Raw genomic sequence first — 22,274 nt, 5'->3', positions numbered from 1 at the left:
GATCAGTCCTGCGGATAGGTTCTGAGGGCGAGCGGCAGGCGCAGCAATTCGGCGTCGAGTTCGTCGAGAAAGACGGCTTCCACCCTTGTCGGCCTGCGCCCCGGATGGGTCACCAGGAAATGGTCGATCGCCGGCAGGCCCTCGTAGGGCGGCAATTGCCGGAGCAGGCCGAGGCGGACGTCGCCCGTCATGGCATGAACGGGAAAGGGCGCGATGCCGAGGCCGGCGATCGCCATGCGCCGGATGGTCTCGAGATAGGGCGAGACGCCGGCGATCCTGCCCCGGCAGCCGAGCTTCATGCGCAGATGCGCGACCGGCCACAGGGCATCGTTGAAGCGGTCGGTCTGGAACGAGACGAAGGCTTCGTCGCGCAGGTCTTCGACCGTCACATCCGCCCGTCCGAACAGGCGGTGGTCGCGCCCGCAGAAGAAGCCGAAATGCTCCCGCGTGAAGGGGCGATAGGCGAGATCGTCCCGCTCCTTGAAGCTGAGACAGATGCCGGCCGTGGCGTCGCCCCGGGCGACCGCCTCCTGGATATCGACGCTGGGGGCGACCGTCATCTCGAAATCCACCCCCGGGTAGCGGCGGTGGAAGCCGGTCACGAAGGCATCGAAGAAGGGCGCGACGATGCCGCTCGCCAGTTGCAGCTTCACGGTGCCGGCGACCAGCCGGCCGGCATCGTCCATCCGCTCGTTCAGGCGGTCGATGCGCGACAGGATCTCGCGGCATTCGCGAAACAGCTCCATCCCCTCGGCCGTGACCTCGAACACCGTGCCGCCGCGCCGGATCAGGCGGTGGCCGACCTGATCCTCGAGCTGCTTCAGGGCGGTGCTGATGGTCGGCTGGCTGCGGCGCAGCCGCGTCGCGGCCTTGGACAGGCCGCCGCTTTCGACGATGGCGACGAAAGTCCGCAGCAGGTTCCAGTTCAGCTTGTCCACCGTATTCCCGACTCCGTCGCCCTCGATTATCGAAAGAGCCTATAATGAACGGGGAAATGCCGCAGTCTTTCAATGGGGCGCCCAGGCCTCCGGGCACCATGATCACCGTCGCGCCCACGGGGGCGGAACTGGACGCCGCTGCCGTTCCTGCCCTGCCGGCCAGCCTCGACGCGCTTGTCGCGGCCGGTGAAAGCTGCGAAGCGGCGGGCGCGGCCATGATCCATGTCCATGTCCGCGATGGCGCGGGGCGGCCCAGCCTCGATCCGGCGCTGCTGGGGGCGGCGGTCGCGGCACTGCGGCGGCGCACCGGGCTGATTGTCCAGCTCTCGACCGGCGGCAGTATCGAAGATGGTTACGCCGACCGCTTGCGCGTGCTCGACGTCCGGCCCGACTCCTGTTCGATCTCGATGGGCACGGTCAATTTCGGCGAAGGGGTCTTCCTCAATCCCTGGCCCTTCATCGTCGCCCTGCACCAGCGGGCGCGCGATCTCGCCATCGTGCCGGAATATGAAATCTTCGACCTGGGTCATCTGGCGAACCTGCGCCGGCTGCTCGACGAGAAGGGCCTGCCCCATGGGGGACGCGTGCATTGCGATTTCGTGATGGGCGTGCCGGGCGGGATGCCGGGCGATCTGGCCACGCTGGCGGCCGCGCTGCAGGCCCTGCCGCCGCAGGTTACATCCTGGTCCGCGACGGGGATCGGCAAGGCGTCCCTGCCGGTGATGCTGGCCGCGCTCTCGGCCGGGGGCAACCTGCGTGTCGGGATCGAAGACACGATCCATTTCGCCGTTCGCCGTCCGGTCCGCGACAACGCGGAACTGGTGGGCCGGGCGGCCGACCTTTGTGCCCTGGCCCAGCGCCCGCCGATGACCCCGGCGGCCGCCCGCGGCCTGCTCAACATCGCGGCCTGACCATGATGGCGGGGATGCTGACGAGACCCCGCCGCGACGGCTTCCGTTCGTCAGGGGGCGGGGGGCCTGGCCGCCACCGCCTCGATCTCGACCTTCCAGTCGGGACGGACCAGCGCCTTGGCGATGATCAGGGTGGAGGCGGGCCGGGCGGCGCCCAGGTGGCGCGCCCGCACCTTGCCATAGGCGGCGAGATCGCCCTCGTCGACCAGATAGACGGTGGTCTTCACCAGATCGCCGACTTCCATGCCGGCCGCGGCGAGGGCAGCTTCCAGGTTGCGCCAGCAATTTTCCGCCTGACCTTCGATATCGGGGGGCAGGCTGCCGTCGGACGCCGTGCCGACCTGGCCCGAGACATGGATCTGCTCGAAACCGGGCGGGATGCGCACGACATGGCTATAGGGGCCGACCGGCGCGGGCAGGCTGGCGGGGTTCACGAAATCGAGTCCGGGCATCAGGCGGGTTCCGAATGATCGAGGGGAACGAGCAATTGCCCCGGATCGCCGCCGAGGCGCAGGATCAGGGGCTTCACGGTGGACAGGATGTGGCCGGTCATCGTCGCTGCAGCCGCCTGCTCGTCGCCGGATTCGATCGCGGCGATCAGCGGGGTGTGCTCGGTGGCGATCGCCTGCAGATCGGCCTGGCCCTCGTTGTCGAGGGCGATCGCCATCAGCAGCCGGCCCTCCAGCGTATGGAACAGGTGGGCGATCAGGGCATTGCCGCTGGCCCGGCAGATTTCGGCGTGGAAATCGAGTTCATAGCGCGAGACGCGGGCCTGTTCGCCAGCCCGGGCCGCCGCCGCCATGCGGTCGATCAGATCGCGCAGGGGCGCCGTCGCCATGCCCCGTCGCGTCGCCAGCCGGATCGAGGTCGCCTCGAGGGACAGGCGCACATTGTAGAGATCAATCACCGCCGCGGCATCGAATTCAGCGACCGTGTAACCGACCCGGGGGCGTTCGTCGACCAGCCCGTCCTCGACCAGGCGGCGCATCGCCTCACGCACGGGGGCGCGGCTGATGCCGAAATTCTTGGCCAGCTGCACCTCGATCAGGCGGGTGCCCATGGCGAAGCGGCCGGAGACGATCATCTCCCGCAGTTGCTCGTAGGCCTGATCGGCCAGGCGGGCGGTGGACAGGGGCGCCACCGACACCTCTTCGTCCGGAACCACGGCCTGCTGCATAGAACGACTCCCCTCGACGCGGGTCCGCCCCGTTCGGCGCCCCGGGCATCATGCCCGCGGCGCAGGGGGGCGTCCAAGTCCGATGGCAGGATCATACACAGGGAAATAAATTTGTCGACCACCGTCTGTCGCCTGTCGACAGGCGACAGACTCGATACTATGCTGCGAGGCATCAATGAACCGAGGCCTCGTCTGATGAAGCGTCTGCTGCGCACCGGATTGAATGTCGAAAGCGGGGATGCCCCGCAGATCGTCGGCGGCGAGGGGGTCTATTTCACCTTCTCCGACGGTCGCCGCCTGATCGACGGCAGCAGCACCGGCGGCCCGCTCGGCCATCGTCACCCCGACATGCTGGAAGCCCTGCGCAAGACGCTGGAGATCGCCCCGGTGATCAGCGAAGGCTGGGACTGGCGGGAGCGCGAGGCGGCGGCGGAAGAGCTGATCGACCTCGCCTTCGCCGGTGAACACGGCTGGGTCGGCGCGGTGCGCTTCTTCCTCTCGGGCAGCGAGGCGAACGATCAGGCGCTGTCGCTTGCCCAGGCCATCACCGGGCGAACGCCGCTGGCGACGCGCGAACGCGCCTATCACGGCCTCACCGGCCTGTCGCGTGCCGTCACCACCCAGCCGCAATGGCATGGCGGCCTGTCCCGCCTGTCGGGTGGCATCCGGCCGGCGCCGATCCCCTTCGATGTCCGGCGATTGCCGGCGCCCGAAGGCGCGCGGGCGGGACGGGGCGCCGACCTTCGCCCCGCGGCCAGCCTGCTGGCCGATGCCGGGGACAGGCTGGCGGGCTGCGCGGCCCTGATCCTCGATTACACCCAGGGCGGCATCTATCACGACGCCGATTACCAGGACCGGGCGGCGGCGGCGGCGCGCGCGGCCGGCGCGCTGTGGATCGCCGACGAGGTGGTGACCGGGCTTGGCCGCAGCGGGCGCTGGTTCGCCTTTCAGGGCGGTGACAGCCGGCCGGACATGGTGACCCTGGGCAAGCCGCTGGCCGGCGGCGCCATGCCCTGCGGCGCCGTGGTCCTGTCGAAGGACATGATGGCCGAACTGGCCGGCTGCACCTGGCAGAGTTACAGCACCTTCCGCGCCCATCCCCTGATGATCGCCGCGACCCGCGCCTACCTCCGCGTGCTCGTGCGCGATGGTCTGCTCGACCGGGTGCGGGTGCTCGAGGCGCGTATCGCCGCGCGGATGGCGACTCTGGCCGCGCGCCATCCGGCCATCACGCGGATCGACGGCCGCGGTCTGCACTGGACGATCGAGCTGGAAGGGCCGGACTGGCGCCAATGGCGCGGCGACAGCGCCGATATCCCGGTGGCAACCCGCGTTTCCGACCGGGCGGCCGAGGCCGGGGCCTTGATCGGCACCAGTGGCGAACAGACGTCCCTGTTCCTGGCGCCGGCCCTGATCGTCTCCGACGCGGAACTCGATCGCCTGTTCGATGCCCTCGATTTCGGACTGGAGGCGACCCGATGACCGATACCGCGCTCCGCTTCCGCATCTCGGTCGACACCGGCGGCACCTTCACCGATGTGCTGGTGACCGGCAGCGACGGCCGCATGACCATCGGCAAGGCGCTGACCACCCACGCCCGCATCTTCAACGGCATGAGGGAAGCCCTGAGTGTCGCCGCTGCCGAGATCGGCCTGTCGCTCGGCGAATTGCTGGCGCAAACGACCCTCTTCACCTATGGCACCACGCGGGCGACCAATGCGACGGTGACGGGCAAGACCGCCCGCACGGCGCTGCTCGTCACCCGGGGCTTTCCCGACATTCTGGTGCTGCGCGAAGGCGGGCGGGCCAATGCCCACGATTTTTCGCAGGATTTTCCCGCGCCCTATATCCCCCGGCGTCACACGTTCGAGGTGAGCGAGCGGACGCTGGCCGATGGCACCCGCCCCACGCCTCTCGACGAGGCGGATGCGCGCCGGGTGATCGGCGAGATCGCCGCCGGAGGCTACGCGGCGGTCGCCGTCTGCTTCCTGTGGTCGATCGCCGATGCCGCCAACGAGACCCGCATGGGCCAGCTGCTCGACGAGTTGCTGCCGGGCGTGCCCTATACGCTGTCGCACCGGCTGCTGCCGGTGGTGCGCGAGTATCGCCGCGCCTCGGCGACCGCGATCGACGCCTCGCTGAAGCCCCTGATGCAGGAGCACCTGCGCGGGCTCGAACAGGATCTGCGCGCCAGCGGTTACGAAAACGACATCCTGGTCTCGACCACGGTCGGCGGCGTCATGCTGATCGAGGAGCTGATCGCCGCCCCAATCCACACGGTCAAATCCGGCCCCGCCATGGCGCCCGTCGCCGCCGCGACCTTCAGCGCGATCGAGGGGCTGGGCGACAACGCCATCGTCTGCGACACAGGCGGGACCACCTTCGACGTCGGCCTGGTGCGTGATGGCGAATTGACCTATAGCCGCGATACCTGGCTGGGTCCGGCCTGGACCGGCCACCTGCTTGGCATTTCCTCGGTCGACATCCGCTCGATCGGGGCCGGCGGCGGTTCCATCGGCTGGCTCGACGACGGCGGCATGTTGCGCGTCGGGCCGCAGAGCGCAGGCTCCGAGCCGGGGCCCGCCTGCTATGGCCGCGGTGGGACCGAGCCGACGATTTCCGATGCCGCCTGCGTGCTCGGTTATTTCAATCCGGACGCCTTCCTCGGCGGCCGCATGACCCTCGATGTCGAGGCCGCGCGGAACGCGATCGCGCCCCTGGCGGGTCGCATGGGCCGCGGTATCGAGGAAACCGCCTGGGGCATGATCAGCATCGCCAACGAACTGATGATCAAGGCGATCCATGAAATCACCATCGCCGAGGGGGTGAACCCGCGCGAGAGCACGATTGTCGCCGGGGGCGGCGCCGCCGGCATCAACATCATGCCCATCGCCCGGGAGCTGGGGTGCGAGAAAGTGGTCCTGCCCAAGGCCGCTTCCGCCCTGTCGGCCGCCGGGATGCAGTTCGCGGACATCGTGAAGGAAGAAACCGCGACCCTGATCACCTCCTCGGCCGCCTTCGAGGCGGCACGGGTGACGGCGGTGCTGGACGATCTGGCCGGGCGGCTGCGCGCCTTCCTGTCCACGCTGGGGGCCGAAGCGGCGACGCGGGCGGAAATCGCCTTCATCGCCGAGGCCCGCTATCTCGGGCAGGTCTGGCAGCTCGACACGCCGATCGACGATCCCCGGCCGCTGGCGGCTGGCGACGTCGCGGCGCTCGTCGGGACATTTCACCGTGTGCACGAGCGGGTCTTCGCCGTGCGCGATCCGGGCAGTCCCGTGGAATTCGTCAACTGGAAGGCCCGGCTGCGTGTCGCCCTGCCGACGGAGGCGGGCCGTCGGCGGCTCGCGGTCGCCAACGGCGCCCCGCCCGTCGCTGCCACGCGGCGCTGTTTCTTCGGTCAGGGCGCGGTCGAAACACCGATCCATCGCGGTGCCGACCTCGCCCCCGGGCACCGGATCGAAGGCCCCGCCATCGTCGAGGAGGCGACCACCACCCTGGTCGTCTACCCGGGCACGGCGGCCACGGTCAGCCCGACCGGCAATTACCTGTTGTCCTGTCTGTGATCGGAGAGAGGCCATGAGCGAGACGAAGCCCGCGATCGACCCGATCCTGACCGCCGTCATCTCGAACCGCATCGACGGCATCGTGCGCGAGATGACCAACACGCTGCTGCGTGCCGCCCGCTCCGCCGTGATCAATTCGGCGCGCGATTTTTCCTGCGGCATCTGTACCGCCGACAACGAGCTGTTGGCCTGCGCCGACGGCCTGCCGATCCATTCCTTCGGCGCCAGCCTGCAGACGGCGACCATGTGCCGGCTGCACGACGACATCGCCGAGGGCGACGCCTTCCTGCACAACGATCCCTTCAGCGGCAATACCCACCCGGCCGACCACACGTTCCTGGTGCCGGTCTTCGTCGAGGGCGAGCATCTCTTCACCGCCGTGGCCAAGGCCCATCAGGCCGACATCGGCAATTCCCTGCCGACCACCTATCACGTCACGGCAAAGGACATCTACGAGGAAGGCGCGCTGATCTTCCCGGCGGTCCGCATCCAGCGGGCCTACGAGATGAACAGGGACATCGTCCGCATGTGCGAGGCCCGCATCCGTGCCCCCGCGCAATGGCACGGCGATTTCCTGGCCGGCCTCGGCGCCGCCCGGATCGCCGAACGGCGGCTCAAGGAACTCTGCGCCAAATACGGCAAGGACGTGGTGAAGAGCTTCGTCACCGACTGGCTGAATTATTCCGAGCAGCGCATGATCCATGCGGTGCGCCGGATGCCGGCGGCCCATGTCGTCAATCATGGTGCGCACGATCCGATCGAAGGCGTGATCCCGGACGGCATCCCGATCAAGGTCGACATGGCGATCGACCCGGAAGCGGCGCTGATCACCGTCGATCTGCGCGACAATATCGACAATGTCGATTGCGGCCTGAATGTCTCGGAAGCCTGCACGATCTCGGCCGTGCTGACCGGGATCTTCAATTCCCTGCCGCCCGACATCCCGAAGAATGCCGGCACCTTCCGCCGGGTGAAGATGCTGCTCGGCGACGGCAAGGTGATCGGTCGCCCGTCCTTTCCCCATTCCTGTTCGGTCGCGACCACCAATGTCGCCGACCGGCTGGTCAATTGCGTCGGGGCCGCCATGGCGAGCCTGGGCGAGGGCCACGGCGTCGCCGAGGGCGGCATCGGCATGGGGCCGGGCATGGCCGTGATCTCGGGCCGCGACCCGCGCGATGGCAGCGATTACGTGAACCAGCTGATCATCGCCAACAACGGCGGCCCGGCCAGTCCCCGGGCCGATGGCTGGGTGACCTACGAATTGCCCGACGGCAGTGGCCTGACCTATCGGGATTCGGTCGAGATCGACGAGCTGAAGCACCCGATGCGCTTTCATCATGTCCGTCTCGTGGCCGGTTCGGGCGGGGCGGGGCGCTTCCGCGGCGCGCCCGGAGGCGATGTCGCCTATGGTCCCATCGACCGGCCGATGACCGTGATCTTTCCCTGCGACGGCCAGGTGACGCCGCCCAAGGGCGTTCGCGGCGGTCACGACGGCACCCGGGCCGTCGCCTGGCACATCAGGGCGGACGGCAGCACGGCGCCACTGCCACCCGCGACCAACATCACCCTGCAGCCGGGCGAGAGCATCCGGGGGCTGGACTGTTCGGGCGGCGGCTATGGCGATCCGCTGGATCGCGATCCGGCGCGGGTGCTGCACGACGTCATCGAACATTGGGAAACCGTGGAGCGGGCGGAGGCGATCTATGGCGTCACCCTCGTCGCGGGCGGTGCTGACGGCGAGCCGACCGTCGACGCCGATGCCACCACCGCCCGCCGGGCGGCACTGAAAGCGGCACACAGCACATAAGCCGCGCATATCCGGAGGAATGTCTGGAATCGAGACCTGGGCCTGATCCATTTGGGGAGTAAGACATGAAACGGAACACGCATCTGATTTCCGCCCCGGGCCCCTGGGCCCAGTCGCGCCGAGACTTCCTGAAGACGGCGGCGTTGGCCGGCGTCGCCGGTATCGCCGCGGGCCACCTTGGCGCGCGGCCGGCTTTCGCCAAGGCGTCGAAGATCGTCTGGGGCACCAACGCCGACTATGCCCAGCCGGACATGCTGTCGCCGTTCCAGAAGGCTTCGGGCATCGAGGTGGCGACGGAATATTTCTCCGACCCGTCCGAACTCGTGACCAAGCTGCGGGCCGGCGGGGCGGGCGTCCATGTGATGACCGACGGCTCCTACCATTCGGACATCACTTACGGCGAAGGTGTCCTGAAGCCGATCGACACCGCGAAAATGCCGAACTGGGACAAGATGATCCCCGCCTTCAAGACCGCGGGCGGCCTTGCCTTCGACGGCAAGCCCCATGGCATTCCCTATGCCTGGGGCACGGATTCAGTCGTCTACAATTTCGACGCCCTGAAGACGGAAATCGACGATCTCGGCGCGCTGTTCGACCCGAAGTACAAGGGCCAGATCGCGATGCCGAACGGCCTGTTCGAGAGTCTGGTCGCCACCGCCCTCTATCTCGGCATCGAAAAGCCCTTCGCCATGAGCGAGAAGGAACTGGACGAGGTCACCAAGGTTCTGATCAAGCAGAAGCCGCTGGTGCGCTCCTACTGGAACGACATCGGCGACCTGAAGAATCTGATGGCGACCGGCGAGGTCACCATCTGCTGGGGCTGGAAAATGCTGCTCGACATCAAGCAGCATGGCATCGACGTGCGCTGGGCGCACCCCAAGCAGGGCGAACTGGCCTGGTACGACGCCGCCTTCATGACCAAGGAAGCGGAAGGCGAGACCGAGGAAGCGACGATGGCCTTCATGGACTATCTGATCGGCGATACCTATGGCGCCGTGCTCGGCAAGAGCATCGGCTATCTCACCACATCGACCTCGGCCATCGCCGCCATGGACAAGGATCTGGTGAAGACGCTCGGCCTTGACGATTACGACAGTTTCCTCGCCAAGGCCGCATGGTGGACCTCGCCGACCCAGCCGGACCTCTATCAGAAGGCCTGGGACAAGGTACTGAACGCCTGACGGGCCACCGGCGGAGGGATGGAGACGCGATGAACGAGACCTGGCGATCCTGGCTGTCCGGCACCCCCTGGCTGCTGATGATCGGTTGCTTCTTCATCCTGCCGCTGGCTGGACTGTTGCTCATGTCGTTTTCGGGCGAGGGGGGCTTTCCCTCGCTCGACAATTACCGCGTGGTGCTGGGCGAGGGGTCGGACCGGCCGGCGGTGCTTCTGCGCACCATCGGCACGGCTCTGAGCGTTGTCCTGCTTTCGATCGCGATCGCGGTGCCGGCGGCCTATTACCTCGCCAAATGCGTTCTCTCCGCGCGGGTGCAGGCGGCGGTGCTGGCGCTCGTCGCCGTGACCTTCCTGGTCGGACCGCTGGTCCGCACCGTGGCCTGGCGCGGCATCCTCGGGCGCAGCGGTCTCGTCAACACGGTGTTGCAGGGCCTTGGCGTGATCGACGAGCCGATCATGGCCCTGCTCTACGGCCGGCCGGCCGTGATCGTCGCCATGACCTACAACGCCTTTCCCTTCATGCTCTTCACCGTCTTTCTCGCCATGAAGATGATCGACGACCGCTATCTCGCGGCCGGGCGCGATCTCGGCGCCGGGCCGGCCACGGTGTTCTGGCGCATCGTGCTGCCGCTCGCCGCGCCGGGCATCTGGACCGGGGCCATCCTCGTCTTCGTGCCGACGATCTCGACCGTGCTCGAGCCGGAAATCCTGGGCGGCACTTCGGGCCGGCTGGCCGCGACCGAAATCCGCGACCAGTTCTTCCACGCATTGAACTGGCCCATGGGCAGCACATTGACCATCGTGCTGATCGTCGCGGGGGGCGTCGCCATCCTCGCCCTAGCCCTCGTGACGGCGGCGCTGGCCCGCCTGTCCGGGCGGATCGGCATCGCCATGCGCGCGGGGTCCACCGGTGCCGGGAGTGCGCGATGAGGCGGGAGTTCCACTGGTTCCCGGCCGCCGTGACCGGCGCGATGCTGGTCTATTCGCTGCTGCCGATCGTCACCTTCACGCTCTTCAGCTTCAATCCGAGCCCCTTTTACGCCTTCCCCCTGACCGGTTTCACCACCGACTGGTACGTGAAATTGCTTGCGGACGGCCGGATCGGCGATTCCCTCGTCGCCTCGGTCACGATCGCCGCGTCGGTGATGGTGGCGGCGACCGTCATCGGCACCATGTTCGCCTTCTTCGTCGTGCGTGCCGCCGTGCCTTTCAAGCGCGTCCTGGCCGGCCTTGGCTTCCTGCCCCTGGTGGTGCCGGTCCTCGTCCTCGCCGCGGGGCTGCAGGTCACCTTCGTCGAGATCGGTCTGCCGCTCGGCTTCGGCACGGTCATCCTCGGGCATGTCATCTATGCCACGCCTTTCGTCACGCTCATGGTGATGGCGCCGCTCTATCGCTACAATCCGGCGCTCGATGCCGCGGCGCGGGATCTCGGCGCGGGGCCCTTCACCACATTGCGCCTCGTTACCCTGCCCATTCTCTGGCCCGGCATCCGCTCGGGCGCGCTGCTCGCCTTTCTGCTGTCGTTCAATGAATGGGCCATCGCCTTCTTCACCGGCCGGGGCGTGAACAGCCTGCCCATGCTTGTCTATTCGTTGCAGCGGAACGGCTTGCCGCCCACGGTTCTCGCCTATGCCGCGCTCTCGACCGCCGTGGTCGCCATTGCCGCGCTCGCTGTCCTGCCGCTCGTCACCCGTCTGCTTCGAGGCTCGAAATGACCGTGTCCCCTCTGCGCAAGGGCCATGCCCTCGAAATCGACAAGGTCTCGAAAGCCTATGGCCATTTCCTGGCCGTCGACGATGTCAGCCTGGCGGTGGAACCGGGGGAAATCGTCGCCATTCTCGGCCCGTCGGGCTCGGGCAAGACGGCGCTGCTTGGCATGGTCGGCGGGCGGATCGCGGCCGATGGTGGCGACATCAGGATCGGCGGCAATTCCGTCATGGGCTTGCCGCCCGAGAAGATCGACGCGGCGACCGTGTTCCAGGACTATGCCCTCTTTCCCCATCTCTCCGTGCTCGAAAATGTCGGCTTCGGACTCCGCGTCCGGGGCGTGGCGAAGGCGGAGGCGCGGAAGCGGGCGCTCGAAATGCTTGCCATCGTCGGGCTTGAAGCCCTGGCGGACCGGAACATCGCGCAATTGTCCGGCGGCCAGCGTCAGCGCGTGGCGACGGCGCGCGCCCTGGCCGTCCACCCCGGCATCCTGTTGCTGGACGAGCCGCTCGGGGCGCTCGACCGGCAGATCCGGGGGCGGCTGCAGGAAGAGCTGGCGCGCCTGCTGCGCCGCCTGAACGTCACCGCGCTTCTCGTCACCCACGATCAGGAAGAGGCCTTCACCATGGCCGACCGTATCGCCGTGATGCAGGGCGGCAAGCTCGAGCAATACGGCCCGCCCGCCGAACTCTATCGCTGGCCGGCGACCGAATTCGTCGCCACCTTCCTCGGCAACGGCACCATCGTCGAGGGGCGCCGCGCGGGCGGGACTGACGATTTGCCCCTGTTCGAGGTGGCGGGAGCCTTCGTGGTCGCGCGCAGTCGCGTTGCGGTCGGGGCCTCGGCCCGGCTGCTGGTCCGCCCCGAGCACGTCGAGGTCGGCCCGGCCGGCAGCCAGCCGGCGCCGACCTGGCGCGATGCGCGGCTGGCCGGTGTCGTGAATACCGGCGGCACCAGCCGCCTCACGCTCGAGATCGCCGGTACGACGCTGGAGGCTCTCAGTCTCGGCGGTTTCGATCTGGTGCCCGGCCAGACGGTCGATTGTACCCTGGCTGCGGAAGCTGCCGTCGTCCTGTGACGGGGCGGCTTCAGCGAATGCCCGCGCCCGGCGGTTTCACGCCGAAGACGATCTGGACGATCTGGGCGAGGCTGTCGGTCCCGAGCTTCTGGCGGATGTTGGCGCGGTGGACTTCCACCGTCTTCGGGCTGATACCCAGCGCATGGGCGATCTGCTTGCTCTGCTTGCCGTCGATCATCAGGTCGAGCACATCCCGCTCCCGCGGGGAGAGCGAGAGCAGCCGGGCGCTGCGTTTCGAGCTGCGCTGGGCCTCGGCGAACAGGGCGACGCCGGTCGCGAGGGCGGCCTGGATCGTGTCCAGCATCACCTGGTAGTTGAACGGCTTTTCGACGAAGTCGAAGGCGCCGCTCTTCATGGCGCGCACCGACATGGGCACGTCGCCGTGTCCGGTCATGAAGACGATGGGCAGGGGAATATGGCTCTCGGCCAGCAGTTTCTGCAGGTCGAAACCGCCCATCATCGGCATCCGCACATCGAGCACGAGGCAGCCCGGGCGGCGCGGGTCGTAGGTGTCGAGGAATTCGGCTGCGCCCGCGCAGGTGCGCAGGTCGCAGCCGACGGATTCGAGCAGGAAACGCAGGGAGGCGCGCACCGCGTCGTCGTCATCGACGATATAGACGATGGGCTTGACGTCGCGCTCCGTCGGCGGAGCCGCCTTCAGCGCATTCATGCCGTGCCCTCCTCGGGCGTTCCGACGGGCAGGGCGACATGGAACAGGGTACCGCCATTGCCCGAGGTCACCCACATGTGGCCCTGGTGGGAATCGACAATGGTCCGGCACAGGGTAAGACCGATGCCGAGGCCCTGTTTCTTCGTCGTGTAGAAGGCGTCGAAGATCTTGTCCGGATTCATCTTGGGCAGCCCGTGGCCGCGATCCTCGATCGAGATGCGCACGGCGCGCGGCAGGTGGTCCGTGGCGATGACCAGGCTGCGGCGCTCCGCCGGGGTCTCGGCCATGGCCTCGATGCCGTTGAAGGCGATGTTCAGGATCACCTGCGCGATCAGGATGGGATCGGCCAGCGTTTCCAGCGGCCGGGGCGACAGGCGGTAGACGACCCGCACGCCCTCGCGCGCCGCCTTCAGGTCGATGAAGGGGGCGACGTCACGCACCATGGCGTTCACATCGGCCATCGCTCGCGTCGGATCGCTGCGCCGCGTGAAGTTCCTCATGCTGACCATGATGCGGCCGGCGCGGTCGGCCTGGGCGCTGGCGAGACGCAGGGCGTCCAGCGTCTCGTCCCGGTCGAAACGGCCGCTTTCCAGCCGGTGGATGCAGCCGCCGACATAATTGCCGATGGCGGCGAAAGGCTGGTTCAGTTCATGGGCGAGGGCGGAAGCGAGTTCGCCCATGGAGCGGCAGCGGGCGACATGCTCCAGCTCCCGCTCCCGCTCGCGGGCGCGCAGCTCGGCTTCGATCCGCTCGGTCACGTCGCGGTAGTTGATCAGGACGCCCTGAATGTCGGGGGCGGCCAGCAGGTTCTTGCAGGTCGCCTCGTGGTGGCGCCAGTGGCCGTCGCGATGCAGGATGCGATAGGTGACGTGATGCGCCACTTCCGCCTCGCCGCAGCCCGTCGCCTCGCGCCGCAGCAGCTGGCGCAGGCGGTCGATATCCTCGGGGTGGATGTAATGCAGGACATTGCGCCCGGTCGCCCGCCGCTCGTCATAGCCGAGCACGGTCGAGATCGAGGGCGAGACATAGCGCAGCCGGCCGTTGTGGTTGACGATGGCGATCCCGTCCGAGGAATGCTGGATCAGGCGGCGGAAATGCGCCTCGCGCGCGATCAGCCGGTCTTCGTAGAGTTTGCGTTCGCGGATGTCGCGGAACAGGGCCAGCACCAGGCGCCGCCCCTCGACCGTGATCAGCTTCAGATTGACCTCGACCGGATATTCCCCGCCCGAGCGGTGAATGCACACCCATTCGAAGGTATAGCCGCCTTCTTCCGTCGCCCGGCGGATGCGGCGCTGGGCTTCCTCGATGCTGAAGGCGGGACGTGGCGGGCTGATCGCCGCCACGGTCTGGTTCAGCAATTCGGCGCGCGAAAAGCCGGTCAGCCGTTCCGAGGTCTGATTGGCCTCGATGATATGGCCATCGTCCGGATCGTGCAGGAAGATGGCGTCGCTGGCGTATTCGAACGCGGTCCGGTAGTGGCTGGGCGAAAGTTCGGTCATGGCCTTCGGGCCTCGCGGGCGGACAAACCCCAACATGGCGCATCCGGGCGCCCAATTTCAAGCCATCTCGATGGCGGTGCCTATTATTTGATCAATGCGCCGGTCTCAAGCCAGCGCCACGCTCTTGATGATGGCGTGGATGCTTTGGCCCGGCGCCAGGCCGAGATCGGCAACGGCCGCGGGCGTGACGCGGGCGAACAGCGGCTGGCCCCGGCAATCCAGCAGCACGTCGCGGCTGCCGTCGGCATGGGGCAGCAGGCCGGTGATGGTGACGGGCAGGATGTTGCGGGCGCTGAGGCCGTGGGGCGCTTCCCGGGCCAGGATGATGTCGCGGGCGTGGAGCCAGATGCGGCAGGCGGCGCCGATGGGCAGCGGACGCAGGGGGGCGGCCAGCTGGCCGATGGCACCTTCGAGCAGGGTCATGCCGGCGGCGGCGTCATGGCCGGCGACGAAAAGCTCGATCACCGCGCCCGCGTCCTGACGCCGGGCGAGGGGGGCGACATCGGGCCGGGCCATCACCGCCGCCAGCGGGCCGGCCGCGGCCACTTTGCCGGCGTCAAGCACCACGAGATGGTCGGCGAGAGCGATCACCTCGGACAGATCGTGGCTGACATGGACGATGGGCACTTTCGCCTCGTCCCGGATGCGGGCGAGGAAGGGCAGGACGTCCTGCCGCCGTGCCTCGTCGAGGGCAGAGAGCGGCTCGTCCATCAGCAGGAGGCGCGGATTGGCCAGCAGCGCCCGGCCGATCGCCACCCGCTGCTTCTCCCCGCCCGAGAGCAGGCGGGGCCGCCGCTTCAGCAGGTGGCCGATGCCCAGCATGTCGACGATGGCGGCAAAGTCGGCCAGACCCTCGCCCTTCGGCGCGAAGAAGCGGCCATAGAGCAGGTTCTGCCGCACGCTGAGATGCGGGAACAGCCGCCCCTCCTGAAAGACATAGCCGATGCGGCGGCGCCAGGGCGGCAGGCAGATGCCCCTGTCGGTGTCGAGCAGGACGAGGTCGTCGATGGCGATCCGCCCGCGCAAGGGCCGGGTCAGGCCGGCGATGACGTCGATCACCGTGGTCTTGCCCGAGCCGGAGGGGCCGAACAGGCTGGTCACACGGCCTTGGGTGGTGAAGTCGGCGGCAAGACGGAAATCGCCCGCCCTGTGCTCGATGGCGACGGAAAGGCTCATTCCACCCTCTTGCCCAGGCGGCGCGCCAGATATTCCGAGGCAATCAGCGCCCCCATGGAAATGGCGACCGAAATGCCAACGAGGCGGAAGGCGGCGGCGTCGCCGCCGGGCACCTGGGTCAGGGTATAGATCGCGGTGGGCAGGGTCTGGGTCTCGCCCGGAATGTTGGAGACGAAGGTGATGGTGGCGCCGAATTCGCCCATGGCCCGGGCGAAGGCCATGATCACGCCGGCCAGCACGCCGGGCAGCACGATCGGCAGGGTCACGGTCAGGAACACCCAGACAGGCGAGGCGCCGAGGGTGCCTGCCGCCGCTTCCAGCCGGCGGTCGACGGTATCGAACGACAGGCGGACGGCGCGCACCAGCAGGGGAAAGCCCATGATCGCCCCGGCGAGGGCGGCGCCGGTCCAGCGGAAGGCGAAGACGATGCCGAAATGCTCGGCCAGGAAGGCACCGATGGGCCCCCGCCGGCCGAACAGGATCAGCAGGATGAAGCCCGTGACCACCGGCGGCAGGGTCAGCGGCAGATAGACGAGGGCATCGAGGATCGAAATCCCCGGAAACCGCCCCCGCGACAGGACATAGGCGGTCAATATGCCGAACGGCAGACTGGCCGCCACCGCCCAGAAGGCCACCTTGAGCGAGAGCCCGATGGCGGTGAGCTCTTCCGGGCTGAGGTCCAGCACCCCGGCCTCAGTTGGTGCCGGGGGCCTGCATCACGGTGAAGCCGGCGCCGGTAAAGGTGGCGGCGGCCGGGGCCGACTGCAGATAGGCGAGGAACTTCGCCGCCGCCGGATTGGTCGATTCCTTCAGGATCGAAACCGGATAGACGATGGCGGGATAGCTGCCTTCGGGGAAGGTGGCGAGAACCTTCACCGCCTTGTCGGCGACCGCGTCGGTCGCATAGACGATGCCGAGCGGGGCTTCGCCCCGGCCGACCAGGGCGAGGGCGGCGCGCACGCTTTCCGCCTGGGCGAGCTTGTCCTTCACGGCATCGAACAGGCCCAGCTTCTCGAGCGCGGCCTTGCCATAGGTGCCGGCGGGGACCGAGGTCATCTCGCCGATGGCGAGGTGGCCGTCGCCGAGCAGGCCGGCGAGGTCGAAGCCCTCGGCGAGGGTGACCGGCGCCTTGTCGGAATCGGCGGGCGCGACCAGGACCAGCGTATTGCCCAGCAGCGGCTTTTCCGTCTCCTTCACCGTCAGGCCCTTGTCGGAGACATAGGTCATCCACTTCAGGTCGGCGGAAATGAACAGGTCGGCGGGGGCGCCGGCCTCGATCTGCTTGGCGAGCGGGCCGGAGGCGGCGAAGGAGATCTGCACCTTCTGACCGGTTTCCTTCTCGAAGGCGGTGGCGATGCCGGTCAGCGATTCCTTCAGCGAAGCCGCGGCGAAGACGAGCACGGGGGCTTCTTCCGCCCTGGACGGCACGAGCGGGGCCGCCAGGGCGAGGCCGGCGACGAGAGCGAACACGGAGCGACGCGAGAACAGCATGGGATACCTTTCCGGAACCGTGGGTGGTCGGGACAGTCTCACAGAACAGCGGTCGGCGGCGAGGCCTGATCGCACCGCCGGCCAGCGCGGTCAGTCGACGGCGATGATGATATGCGGCGCCTTCACGAGGGCGATCGCCTTGTCGCCGACATCGAGCACCAGACCTTCGGCACTGCTCTTGGTGACGACGCCGGTCAGGGTCAGGCCGCCGCCGATGTCGAGACCGTATTCGGTCGACACCGCGCCGTCGATCCGGCGCACGATGGTGCCCTTCAGCGTGTTACGCGCGGAGGTGCGGCCGATCTCGCCGTCCTTGGCCAGGATGACGAAGCTCGCCTTGATCAGGGCCGTGGCCGGCACGCCCGCGGCGAGGCCGAGGTCGTCGGCGCTGCGCCGCGTGATGATGGCGGCGATGGTGACGCCTTCCGCCACCTTCAGCACCACTTCGGCGTTGACGGGGCCAAGGGCAACGGATTCGACGATGCCCGGAAATTGATTGCGTGCGCTGGTCTTCATGACGGTGATCCCCTGTCAGTCAAGTGAGTGAATGGCCGAGATGCGCACCTGCACCTCGGCCGGGCGGGACGTATAGGGGGCGGAAGTCACGAGGACATCGGCCCCGGAGGCGGCATAGGCGGCGACGTTTCCAGGCCCGATGCCGCCGGCGGCGGCAATGATCGGGCGTCTGTCGGCCCGCTTCTCGATCCCGGCGACGGTGCGAGCGACCTCGGCCGGGGCGAATTTTTCCAACTGTATCACATCTGCGGCTTCCGCGACGGCCAGGGCATCATCGACGGTGGTGACCTCGATGACCAGTGCACGCTCGGGTGCCGATTGTCGCAGACGGGCAAGGATCGCCGCCGGGGCCTCGCCGCCCAGCAGGGCGCGGTGCTCGGGAAAGACCAGCACGGTTTCCGACAGGCCGACACGATGCAGGATGCCGCCGCCCGCCTTCACCGCCTTGGCCGAAAAGGCCCGGGTCAGGGGCACGGTCTTGCGGGTGCAGGCGATCTGGATGCCGGGGGCGACGATGCGGGCGGCGTCGACCAGTTCGCGCGTCGCCGTCGCGATGCCGGACGCCCATTCGACCAGGGTCTGGGCGATCTTCCAGCCGGCGAAGACGGCTTCCGCCGGACCGGTCGCCGCCAGCAGCGGCGTGCCCGGCGGCGCCATCGTGCCGCTGGCCAGGATCGGCCCTTCGATGGCGGCACCAAGGCGTGTCAGCAGACGCGCCGCCTCCTCGGTGCAGCAGGCGACGAGGGGCGTGCGCGCGGCGAAGGTGATACGCGCAAGGCAGTCGCCGAGGCCGAGGGCCTCGGTCGTCAGATCGCCGAAGGGCACATCCTCGGCGATCAGGCGGTCAAGCTCGGCGTCGGCGATAGGCATCGTCAACCGAACTTGAACAGCACGCCATAGCCGCCCCGCGGGTAGTTCCATTCGACCTCGCCGCTGTCGGCGGTCAGCACGCGGCAGGTGCCGCATTCCATGCAGCCGTCCGGCGCCACCTCGACCTGACCCCGGTCGTTGGTCGTGTAACAGCCGGCGGGGCAGACATGGGTCAGGGCGACCAGTGCCGCCGAGGGCGTCTCATGCGGCCGGACCTTGATGTGAGGCCGCCCGGCATCCACCAGGTAGCGGTTGACGTAGAGCTTTTCCTCGACCTTCACGACCGTCGTCATCGCCATGCCCTCGCCAGTTTGAATGCGTCACCGATGAGGCCGCGCAGGCCCCGGCCCTTGCGGAAGGAGGCGATGATCTGCCGCTCCTTCTCGCGTTTCGCCACGCCGTCGACCCGGAACCAGCGCTGCGCCGCCTCGTTGATCAGACGCGGATAGGTGCCGAAGACATTGGCGGCATTGCCGTGCAGGAAATTCGGGATGTCCTTGTATTTCTTCATGTCCTTCATGACGAAGGACTCGTCCAGCGTCTTGCGGTAGAGCGCGAGGTCGGCCTTCGAGAAGTCGGAGCGCAGCTGGCGCAGACGGATGACGGTCTCGGCCGCGACACGTCCCGTGGTCATCGCCAGGTTGGAACCTTCCCGGTGCACCGCGTTCACGAAATGCCCGGCATCGCCGACGATCAGCCAGCCGTCGCCATGGATTTCCGGAATGTGCCGGTAGCCGCCCTCGGGGATCAGATGGGCGGCATATTCCTTGACCTCGGAGCCTTCGAGCAGCGGCTTGACGCTCGGATGGTTCTTGAACTGCTCGAGAAGGGCATAGGGTGTCGTCTCGTTCCTGGCGAAATCCGAGACCATGCAGCCGATGCCGACCGACAGGCTTTCCTTGTTGGTATAGATGAAGGCGGTGCCGGTCATGCCGTCGGTCACCGTGCCCATCACCTCGATGACGACGCCTTCGTCGCCCTTCAGGTTGAAGCGCTGCTCGATCACCTCCTGCGGCAGGAAATGCATTTCCTTGACCGCGAGGGCGACCGCCTCGGGCTTCAATTCGGGACGCAGACCCGCGCGATTGCCGATGAGGCCGTTCACGCCCTCGGCCAGCACGACGACATCGGCATGGATCAGGCCGCCGCCCCGGTCGGTGCGGACGCCGATCACCTTGCCCTTGATGTCGCGGACGAGGTCGGTCACCGTCGTTTCGCACAGGACGGTGGCACCCGCCTCGCGCACGCGGCGGCTGAACCACTTGTCGAACTGGGCGCGGATGATCGTGTAACGGTTCGGCTTCTCTTCGTTGAAGTCTTCCGAGCGATAGTGCATCCCGACGTAAGAACTCTCGTTCAGCATCCACATGCGCTGCTCGATGACGTGCCGCTCCAGTGGCGCGTCCTCGCGGAAGTCGGGGATCACCTTCTCCAGCGCGTCGGCATAGAGAATGGCGCCCTGGACATTCTTGGAGCCGGGGTATTCACCCCTCTCCAGCTGCAGAACCTTCAGTCCCGCCTTGGCCATCGTATAGGCGGCGGCGTTGCCCGAAGGCCCGGCCCCGACCACGATGGCGTCGAAACGTTCCTCGCTCATGCCAGGCCTCCTTCAGCTCGCCAGACGGTGGACAGAAAGGCGCCGACGGAATGCTGCGGTGAGCACGGGCAGCAATTCGACGGCATTGGCGACGATCCCGATTTGAGCGAAATCAAAGATCGGCGCTTTCGCATCCGTATTGATGGCAATGATCATGTCCGCGCCCTCGACCCCGACCCGGTGCTGGATCGCGCCCGAGATACCGGCGGCGATATAGAGCTTGGGCCTGATGGTCTTGCCGGTCTGGCCGATCTGGCGGTCCGCCGTGATCCAGCCCTTCTGGACGAGCGGGCGGGAGCCGCCATATTCGGCGCCGAGCACGGCGGCAAGGTCCTTCACCAGCTGGAAATTTTCCGCCGACTTCAGGCCAAGGCCGCCGGCGACGACGACGTCGGCATAGGCGAGCTGGGCCTTCTGGGTGTGGCGGTCGGGAATGAACTGCAGGACCTTGGTGATCACATCCAGCTCGCTCATGTCGAGCGCATGGTCGACGATCCGGCCCTCGCGGCCCGGAATGGCCAGCGGCATCGCCATCACGCGCGGCCGCACGGTCGCCATCTGCGGTCGGAAGTTCAGCGTGTGGATGGTGCACAGCAGGGAGCCGCCGAAGGTCGGCCGGGTCGCGGCGAGGGAGCGTTCGTCGTCGATCGCGAGTTCGGTGCAGTCGGCGGTCAGGCCGGTCAGCAGCGTGGTGGCGACGGAACCGGCCAGGTCGCGGCCCAGCGTGGTCGCGCCGAGGAGCACGATTTCCGGCTTGTAGGTATTGACGAGGTCGGTCAGCGCCTTGGTATAGGGCTCGTTCCGGTAATGGGTCAGCACCGGATCGGCGACGCGATAGGCGAGATCGGCGCCATGCTCGAAACAGGCATGGGCGGCTTCGGTCAGTTCGGCGGCATCGCCGCCGATCAGCACGCCGGCCAGCTCGACCTGCAGCTTGTCCGCCAGCTTCCGCCCCTCGCCCAGCAATTCGAGCGAGACCGGGTGGATATGGCCGTGTTCATATTCGATGAATACCCAGACATGCTTGTAGGACTTGAAGCGTTCCGGCAATTCCTTCTTCATGCCGGCGCGACCGGCGGCCGGGGCCGGGGTCGTGGCTTGGGTCTGGCGGGGGGCGTCGCTCATCCTTCCATCCTCCTCAGAAGCCGGCCGACAGGCGCCGCAGGTCGGCGTCGAGGGCAGGGTTGCGATCCAGGATCGCGGCGATCAGGGCATCGGCCAGCTGCGCGCCGGACTTGCCCTCGGTCTCGATCAGCGCGGCCTTTTCGGCGCGGGGGGTCGGGGCGAAGACCTTCTTCACCACGGTCGGCGAGCCGCGCAACCCGCATTTCAGCAGGTCGGTGATGCCGGCATCGGCGGCGTTCCAGGTCGTGATCTCGGCCCGCGCCGCCCGCAACGCGTCGGCGAGGGAGCCGCGGCGGATCTCGTTGGTGCCTTCGAGCATGGTCACGAGCACGGGCAGCGCGGTCTTCAGCACCTGAACGCCGCCCTCGGCCCTGCGCTCCACCGTGATTTCCCGCGTCTCGAGATCGAGGCCGGCGATGCGCGAGACATAGGTGAGCTGATTGAGGTCGAGCCGCTTGGCGATGCCCGGGCCAACCTGGGCGGTATCGCCGTCGATGGTCTGCTTGCCGGTGAAGACGATGTCCACGGGGTCGAAGGTCTCGCCGATCTTGGCGATCGCGGAGGCCAGGGCGAAACTGGTCGCCAGCGTGTCGGAACCCGCGAAGTAACGGTCGGTCAGCAGCACCGCCCGGTCGGCGCCGAAGGTCAGTGCCTTGCGCAGCGAATCTTCCGCCATGGGCGGGCCCATGCACAACACCGTGACCGCGCCGCCCTGCCTGTCGCGAAGCGCGAGCGCCGCCTCGAGGGCGAAGAGGTCATAGGGATTGATGATGGTCGGCACGCCCTGCCGCATGATCGTGTTGTGCACCGGGTGGACGCGGATCTGTGCGCTGTCGGGCACTTGCTTGATACAAACGACGATATGCATCCGCTCCTCCTGCTGCCGGCCTTGTGCCGCATGTGATGTTTCGCAAAACTCGTGCCAGATGGAAATTCAATGGAATCAATGACTTGGAAGCCGACAGGGTT

At 67.7% G+C, this 22,274-nt stretch carries 22 protein-coding genes; 8 read left to right on the top strand and 14 right to left on the bottom strand.

The window, feature by feature from the left end; genetic code table 11:
- Positions 1-2: 2 nt before the first annotated feature.
- Positions 3-938 carry a LysR family transcriptional regulator gene (locus DKG74_RS05525; protein WP_109903453.1) on the bottom strand — a complete coding sequence of 312 codons (936 nt, stop codon included), beginning with the start codon at positions 936-938 and terminating at the stop codon, positions 3-5.
- 98 nt (positions 939-1,036) lie between these two features.
- On the opposite strand from DKG74_RS05525, the gene DKG74_RS05520 reads away from it, so the two are divergent.
- Positions 1,037-1,849 (top strand): beta-keto acid cleavage family enzyme, encoded by an 813-nt coding sequence (locus DKG74_RS05520; protein WP_109903451.1) that lies wholly within the window; start codon positions 1,037-1,039, stop codon positions 1,847-1,849.
- A 50-nt stretch (positions 1,850-1,899) separates the two neighbouring features.
- Here DKG74_RS05520 and DKG74_RS05515 read toward each other — a convergent pair whose 3' ends face one another.
- Positions 1,900-2,301: a RidA family protein gene (locus DKG74_RS05515; protein WP_109903449.1), complete on the bottom strand. Its 402-nt coding sequence runs from the start codon at positions 2,299-2,301 to the stop codon at positions 1,900-1,902.
- Entirely contained in the window at positions 2,301-3,026 is a 726-nt protein-coding gene (locus DKG74_RS05510; protein ID WP_109903447.1) for a GntR family transcriptional regulator, read from the bottom strand. The genes DKG74_RS05515 and DKG74_RS05510 overlap by 1 nt, the downstream gene beginning before the upstream one ends.
- Before the next feature lie 195 nt (positions 3,027-3,221).
- On the opposite strand from DKG74_RS05510, the gene DKG74_RS05505 reads away from it, so the two are divergent.
- The 7 genes from DKG74_RS05505 to DKG74_RS05475 all read left to right on the top strand — a co-directional run bounded on the left by DKG74_RS05505 (position 3,222) and on the right by DKG74_RS05475 (position 12,361).
- Positions 3,222-4,508, top strand: coding sequence for an aminotransferase class III-fold pyridoxal phosphate-dependent enzyme (locus DKG74_RS05505; protein WP_109903445.1), 1,287 nt, complete (start codon positions 3,222-3,224; stop codon positions 4,506-4,508).
- Positions 4,505-6,592 carry a hydantoinase/oxoprolinase family protein gene (locus DKG74_RS05500; protein ID WP_109903443.1) on the top strand — a complete coding sequence of 696 codons (2,088 nt, stop codon included), beginning with the start codon at positions 4,505-4,507 and terminating at the stop codon, positions 6,590-6,592. The genes DKG74_RS05505 and DKG74_RS05500 overlap by 4 nt, the downstream gene beginning before the upstream one ends.
- 13 nt (positions 6,593-6,605) lie before the next feature.
- The gene (locus tag DKG74_RS05495; RefSeq protein ID WP_109903441.1) at positions 6,606-8,399 is read left to right on the top strand and encodes a hydantoinase B/oxoprolinase family protein; all 1,794 of its coding nucleotides are present in this window, start codon (positions 6,606-6,608) and stop codon (positions 8,397-8,399) included.
- Between the two features lie 65 nt (positions 8,400-8,464).
- Positions 8,465-9,580, top strand: coding sequence for an ABC transporter substrate-binding protein (locus DKG74_RS05490; RefSeq protein ID WP_109903439.1), 1,116 nt, complete (start codon positions 8,465-8,467; stop codon positions 9,578-9,580).
- Between the two features lie 29 nt (positions 9,581-9,609).
- Positions 9,610-10,506 carry an ABC transporter permease gene (locus DKG74_RS05485; RefSeq protein ID WP_165837540.1) on the top strand — a complete coding sequence of 299 codons (897 nt, stop codon included), beginning with the start codon at positions 9,610-9,612 and terminating at the stop codon, positions 10,504-10,506.
- Positions 10,503-11,291, top strand: coding sequence for an ABC transporter permease (locus DKG74_RS05480; RefSeq protein ID WP_109903435.1), 789 nt, complete (start codon positions 10,503-10,505; stop codon positions 11,289-11,291). The genes DKG74_RS05485 and DKG74_RS05480 overlap by 4 nt, the downstream gene beginning before the upstream one ends.
- Positions 11,288-12,361 carry an ABC transporter ATP-binding protein gene (locus DKG74_RS05475; protein WP_109903433.1) on the top strand — a complete coding sequence of 358 codons (1,074 nt, stop codon included), beginning with the start codon at positions 11,288-11,290 and terminating at the stop codon, positions 12,359-12,361. The genes DKG74_RS05480 and DKG74_RS05475 overlap by 4 nt, the downstream gene beginning before the upstream one ends.
- Before the next feature lie 10 nt (positions 12,362-12,371).
- Here the strand turns inward: DKG74_RS05475 and DKG74_RS05470 are convergent, their stop codons facing one another.
- From DKG74_RS05470 to DKG74_RS05420, 11 genes are all read right to left on the bottom strand, one after another.
- Complete coding sequence (locus DKG74_RS05470) at positions 12,372-13,031, bottom strand: response regulator transcription factor (protein WP_109903431.1); 660 nt, start codon at positions 13,029-13,031, stop codon at positions 12,372-12,374.
- Positions 13,028-14,530, bottom strand: coding sequence for a PAS domain S-box protein (locus DKG74_RS05465; RefSeq protein ID WP_165837539.1), 1,503 nt, complete (start codon positions 14,528-14,530; stop codon positions 13,028-13,030). The genes DKG74_RS05470 and DKG74_RS05465 overlap by 4 nt, the downstream gene beginning before the upstream one ends.
- A gap of 105 nt (positions 14,531-14,635) precedes the next feature.
- Entirely contained in the window at positions 14,636-15,706 is a 1,071-nt protein-coding gene (modC, locus tag DKG74_RS05460; protein WP_109903427.1) for a molybdenum ABC transporter ATP-binding protein, read from the bottom strand.
- A complete protein-coding gene (gene modB, locus DKG74_RS05455; RefSeq protein ID WP_207779242.1) occupies positions 15,703-16,392 on the bottom strand; it encodes a molybdate ABC transporter permease subunit in 690 nt (229 codons plus the stop codon). Before modB ends, modC begins: the two co-directional genes overlap by 4 nt.
- 7 nt (positions 16,393-16,399) lie before the next feature.
- Positions 16,400-17,197 carry a molybdate ABC transporter substrate-binding protein gene (modA, locus tag DKG74_RS05450; RefSeq protein WP_109903425.1) on the bottom strand — a complete coding sequence of 266 codons (798 nt, stop codon included), beginning with the start codon at positions 17,195-17,197 and terminating at the stop codon, positions 16,400-16,402.
- A 90-nt stretch (positions 17,198-17,287) separates the two neighbouring features.
- On the bottom strand, positions 17,288-17,713 hold the full coding sequence (locus tag DKG74_RS05445) for a TOBE domain-containing protein (protein WP_109903423.1): 426 nt from the start codon (positions 17,711-17,713) through the stop codon (positions 17,288-17,290).
- A 15-nt stretch (positions 17,714-17,728) separates the two neighbouring features.
- A complete protein-coding gene (gene modD, locus DKG74_RS05440; protein WP_109903421.1) occupies positions 17,729-18,583 on the bottom strand; it encodes a ModD protein in 855 nt (284 codons plus the stop codon).
- A 2-nt stretch (positions 18,584-18,585) separates the two neighbouring features.
- Positions 18,586-18,876: a ferredoxin family protein gene (locus DKG74_RS05435; RefSeq protein ID WP_109903797.1), complete on the bottom strand. Its 291-nt coding sequence runs from the start codon at positions 18,874-18,876 to the stop codon at positions 18,586-18,588.
- Positions 18,873-20,180: an FAD-dependent oxidoreductase gene (locus tag DKG74_RS05430; protein ID WP_109903419.1), complete on the bottom strand. Its 1,308-nt coding sequence runs from the start codon at positions 20,178-20,180 to the stop codon at positions 18,873-18,875. Before DKG74_RS05430 ends, DKG74_RS05435 begins: the two co-directional genes overlap by 4 nt.
- 12 nt (positions 20,181-20,192) lie before the next feature.
- Entirely contained in the window at positions 20,193-21,305 is a 1,113-nt protein-coding gene (locus DKG74_RS05425; protein ID WP_109903417.1) for an electron transfer flavoprotein subunit alpha/FixB family protein, read from the bottom strand.
- 13 nt (positions 21,306-21,318) lie between these two features.
- Positions 21,319-22,173 (bottom strand): electron transfer flavoprotein subunit beta/FixA family protein, encoded by an 855-nt coding sequence (locus DKG74_RS05420; RefSeq protein WP_109903415.1) that lies wholly within the window; start codon positions 22,171-22,173, stop codon positions 21,319-21,321.
- Positions 22,174-22,274: the final 101 nt, after the last annotated feature.

The organism is Zavarzinia aquatilis (genome assembly GCF_003173035.1).
Lineage (GTDB): Bacteria > Pseudomonadota > Alphaproteobacteria > Zavarziniales > Zavarziniaceae > Zavarzinia > Zavarzinia aquatilis.
This window is presented reverse-complemented; position numbering and strand designations above follow the sequence as displayed.